This window comes from Rhizobacter sp. P1_G5 (genome assembly GCF_056405435.1).
This window is the reverse complement of record NZ_JBFUCB010000521.1, coordinates 1-4,372: the sequence shown is the minus strand read 5'-3', so window position 1 is coordinate 4,372 and position 4,372 is coordinate 1. Positions and strand designations below refer to the sequence as shown.

Sequence of the window (4,372 nt, the reverse complement as noted above, 5' to 3'; positions counted from 1 at the left end):
GTCCATGGTCGTCGCGCTTGATGCCGCGCAAGAGCGTACCGGTGGACGCGTAGACCTCGCACTGGAAACCGGCGCACTCCAGTGCGGTCCGCACGACCAGTTGCGTGTCTTTGTCTTCGATCAACAAGGCTGCTTTGTTCACGAGACTCCCCTATGTGTTTAATGATGTCTGACGGTCTCGTTCCGCAAGCCATGTGCCACGAAGCGATGTATGGCTGCGCGACGGCCCCGCCGCTTGCAAGCGGTTTCAAATTGACCTGCAAGTGCTTGATTCCTCGTGGCGCGCCGTGGAAACGAACGGGCGCGCCGATGCCACCCGGTACGCATCCGACAGCGCACGCGCCGGTGGGGCGAATCAAGTTTGAGAAGAACGCGAGGGGGTCTCTCTCACGACTGCGACAGGCGTCGAACGTCGCGTGACGGGACCGTTGCGCCTGGATTAACGATGCCTGCGGGCAGGTCTTCGTGCGGGCGTTCTGTCTGATGCCTCACGGCATCTGCAACGAACCGATCGCACCCGCAGTTCGTGCGCTGGAGTCCGCTATTTCGGACGGCACCTGCGACGCGCGCGGCGCAAAGGAGTATCGGGAATCGCCTCAGCCCGCCGGATCCGTGCTCGGGTCCTTGTACGCCGACGGGTCCACCGCCAGCGCCTTCAGCTTGCGGTACATCGTCGCCGGCGTCAGCGCGAGTTCGGCGCAGGCCGCCTTCACCGAACCGCCGTGGCGGCGCAGCGCTTCTTCGAGCAGGCTGCGCTCGATCATCGCGACCGATTCGTCGAACGAGCGCGGTGCCGAAGCCGTCGGCTCGCCGTCGACGAAGATCGGCAGGCCGAGGATCAGGCGCTCGGCGCAGGCCTTCAGCTCGCGCACGTTGCCCGGCCAGCGCGACGCGAGCAGCGCCTGGTGCTGGTCCGGCGTCAACGACGGCACCGGCATCTGGAAGCGCAGGCTCGCCTGCTGCACGAAGATCTGGAACAGCCCGAGGATGTCGCCCAGCCGGTCGCGCAGCGCCGGGATCTTCAGCGAGGCCACGTTGAGCCGGTAGAACAGGTCGGGCCGGAACTCGCCCTTCTTCGCCAGGTCTTCCAGGCTCACCTTGGTCGCCGCGACGACGCGGAAGTTCACCGGGATCGGCTTGTTGTTGCCCAGGCGCTCGATCTCGCGCTCCTGGATCACGCGCAGCACCTTGGCCTGCAGCGCGAGCGGCATCGCCTCGATCTCGTCGAGGAACAGCGTGCCGTCCTTCGCGTGCTCGATCTTGCCGATGCGCTGCTTGCCCGCGCCGGTGAAGGCGCCGGCCTCGTGGCCGAACAGCTCGCTCTCGAACAGGCTCTCGGGGATGGCCGCGCAGTTCAGCGCGACGAAGTTGCCGCTGCGCCGGCCGAAATCATGCAGGCAGCRCGCGACCAGCTCCTTGCCGGTGCCGGTCTCGCCGTGGATCAGCACGTCGACCGGTGTCGGCGCCAGGCGCAGGATCAGGTCGCGCAGCTCGCGCACCGGTGCCGCGTCGCCGCGCACGATCTGGTCGATGCCGGACGACTCGGCCAGCCGCGTCTTCARCTGCCGGTTCTCCTGCACCAGCCGGTACTGGTCGGCCGCGCGCTGCACGACCGCCAGCAGCCGTTCGCGGCTGAACGGCTTCTCGAGGAAATCGTAGGCGCCCGAGCGGATCGCCTGGATCGCGGTCGGGATGTCGCCATGGCCGGTCATCAGCACCACCGGCAGGTCGGCATCCTTCTCGCGCGCGCGCTGCAGCACGAACAGGCCGTCGGCCTTCGGCAGCCGCAGGTCGGTCAGCACGGCGGCCGGCGCCACGGCGGCCATCTGCTCCATCGCCGATTCGGCGTCCTCGAACAGGCTGACCTCGTAGCCGGCCAGCTCCAGCGCACGCTTCACGCTGACGCGAAAGGCCTCGTCGTCCTCGATCACCAGCACGCGCGTCACCGGCGTGGTGGCAGGGCCGGCGGCTTTGGCGGGGTCTTGCATGGTCTTGTCGGGGATCGAGGGCTTCACGTGTCGGTTCGGTCAATGCAAGCAATGCGGCGATCGTAGCGCCCTGCCGGACGCTTGCGCGGGCGGCCGGGCGCAACTTCGCCGCGGCATGCGCCGCTTCGCACCGGGCCACCGCCGGCCCGGCCCGGCGGCCCTACCGTTGCGGTCAACGACGCCACCGCTGCAAGGAACCCGCATGCCTCCGATCAATCCGATGTTGCTGAAGAGCAGCGCCCAGGCGCTCGGTCGCGTGGCCCAGYAGGTTGCCAAGGCAGCGCCCGGCCTGGCCGAGAAGGCGACGGGTGCGACGCGCCTCGCCTCGAAGACGATGAGCGGATTGAGCGGGCTGAGCGAACGCCTGCCCTCGAAGCTGCCGAGCGCCGCGACGCTGCAACAGGGCCTCTCCGGCCTTCGCCCGCGCCTGCAGAACGCATCGCTGCTCGGGCAGATGGGCCGGCTGGGCGAGCAGGTGGCGCAGATGTCGCAACTGGCCCAGATGCTGCCGACCGGCCCCACGGGAGCAGCGGCACCGACCCGGCCTGCGGAATCCGAGAACCTCACGAAACCCACGACGCCGACCGCGAATCCCGGACACATCCCGCTGGGCCCGTTCGGCGCGATCCGCGACGCGGCGCACGCCGCGCTGAAGGGCCCGATGGCCGCGGCAGTGCGGGGCTCGGACCGCGCCTCGCGCGTGGCCGGCGAGTTCCTGCAGGCGCTGCACGACATCGAGGGCAGCGCGCTGTACCAGAACTTCGCGCCGCCCCTGGTGAACCAGATGCTCGGCGAGGCCAGGACGGGCCTGCAGGCGATCCACGACATGGTCCAGCGCTTCCAGTCCGGTCTCGGCAAGCTGGACGCCGCGCTGCAGCCGGCGCCGACCGGCGCGAAGCCGCCGCCGCTGCCCCCGAGGCCGACCACCCCGAAGCCGAGCGCCACCCTGCCGGCCTCGGCCAGCAGCACTGCCGCCACCGATGGGTCGGCGCCGAATGACAGCATGCGCACCGACGACGGCAAGCCGTCGTCGGCCTCGTCATCCGCCACGTCTGYCGACTTCTTCTCCGCGCAATCGACCCTGTCGAGCGCTCCGACCGCCTCGACCACCGGACCCACGAAATGACCCTGCACGCCACCCCCGCCAGGAATGACCTCGCCTTCGACGACCCCGCGTTCGACGAACTGCGCGACGAAGCCGTGCGCCGCTTCGAGGCGTTGGTCGACCGCGTGACGGACGGCCTGATGAGCGACCCGCTCGGCAACGGCCCGGCGCACGACCGCGAGGCCTGCAGGCTGGCTGCGATCGCGCTGCTGGCCGAGGCCAACCGCTCCGCATTCGGGGCGGATTCTCTCGTTGCGCAGGTGCTGGCCGGACCGCCCGCGTCATGAGATGAGTCAGTTCATCAACTGATTCATGAGCGATACCGACCACACCTGCACCAGCCCGGCCGCCAGCAGAAACTCCCCGATACCCTCGTCGTTCGCGTTCGAGTCCAACAGCACGCCCAATTCCCCGGTGTTCGTCTTCACCCACTCGAAGTCGTCCCTCTCCAGCGGCTGTTCAAGTTGAAGGGTCTGCGCGACATGAATGATCGCGCAGCACTGCTGCACGCTGATCCGGACCAGGTCATTCAGGATCAGGCTTTCCGCGCCCAGTGACTGCGGGCCCTTCGTCACATCCAACGGGTTTGCACCAGACAGGCTGTGCAACGAGGCCAGCACCACGACGCATATCTGCACGGACGGCCGCGGGCGCGTCTCGATCTCCTTGCAAAAGACTGCGTGGACATCGGCAAGCAGCGACTCGTGGCCTCGAAAGACCATCGCCAGCAGACCCCGACAGGTGATGGGGCAGACCGAGCACAAAGTCGCCATCTCCACCACGTGCTTCACGACCAACGAGCAGCCGTCGCGAGTCGAGTACATCGCCAAGCCACCGAGGGCGCTCCGCGCCGCCTTGACCACGGTCAGGCCGTACAGGATTCCCGCCGGCGTCAAGGGGAAGTCTGCCTTCAGGTAGCTCCCGGTGAACAGCTCTGCGCAATCCTGCGGCGTCTCCAGCTGGGAGATCGCCTCCAGAACCTGCCAATGCTCGGCCTTGAAGGCGAGTACTCCTCTGCGCTGGCCGATCGGCTCGCTGCTGATGCACATGCGGATGGCAGCCTCGCGCTCCGCAGTGGACTTCGACGCGTCATTCATGACCGACCAGAGTTGCTCGATCGGGTGGACCGACGGGTCTTCGCTCGAGTCCTCGAACGCTTCGGTTTCCGACGAACTCGCCGGCGGCGACCGCGGGGACGATGGCGTCGCCGGCAAGGCCTTCCTGGGTGACAAGTCAGACGCGGTTCGTTTCATGTCGTGCTCCTTCCACGCCGCATGAG

The 4,372-nt window shown here is 68.0% G+C and carries 4 protein-coding genes; 2 read left to right on the top strand and 2 right to left on the bottom strand.

The window, feature by feature from the left end; translation table 11 throughout:
* Nucleotides 1-596: 596 nt before the first annotated feature.
* Entirely contained in the window at nucleotides 597-1,988 is a 1,392-nt protein-coding gene (locus AC1D12_RS26000; RefSeq protein ID WP_477843831.1) for a sigma-54-dependent transcriptional regulator, read from the bottom strand.
* 202 nt (nucleotides 1,989-2,190) lie between these two features.
* Here AC1D12_RS26000 and AC1D12_RS25995 point away from each other — a divergent pair, with 202 nt between their 5' ends.
* Both AC1D12_RS25995 and AC1D12_RS25990 read left to right on the top strand, forming a co-directional pair.
* Complete coding sequence (locus tag AC1D12_RS25995) at nucleotides 2,191-3,114, top strand: hypothetical protein (protein ID WP_477843829.1); 924 nt, start codon at nucleotides 2,191-2,193, stop codon at nucleotides 3,112-3,114.
* A complete protein-coding gene (locus tag AC1D12_RS25990; RefSeq protein ID WP_047505515.1) occupies nucleotides 3,111-3,380 on the top strand; it encodes a hypothetical protein in 270 nt (89 codons plus the stop codon). Before AC1D12_RS25995 ends, AC1D12_RS25990 begins: the two co-directional genes overlap by 4 nt.
* 6 nt (nucleotides 3,381-3,386) lie before the next feature.
* Here AC1D12_RS25990 and AC1D12_RS25985 read toward each other — a convergent pair.
* Nucleotides 3,387-4,372, bottom strand: a 986-nt coding sequence (locus AC1D12_RS25985) for a hypothetical protein (RefSeq protein WP_477843827.1), incomplete at its 5' end; no start/stop codon positions are given.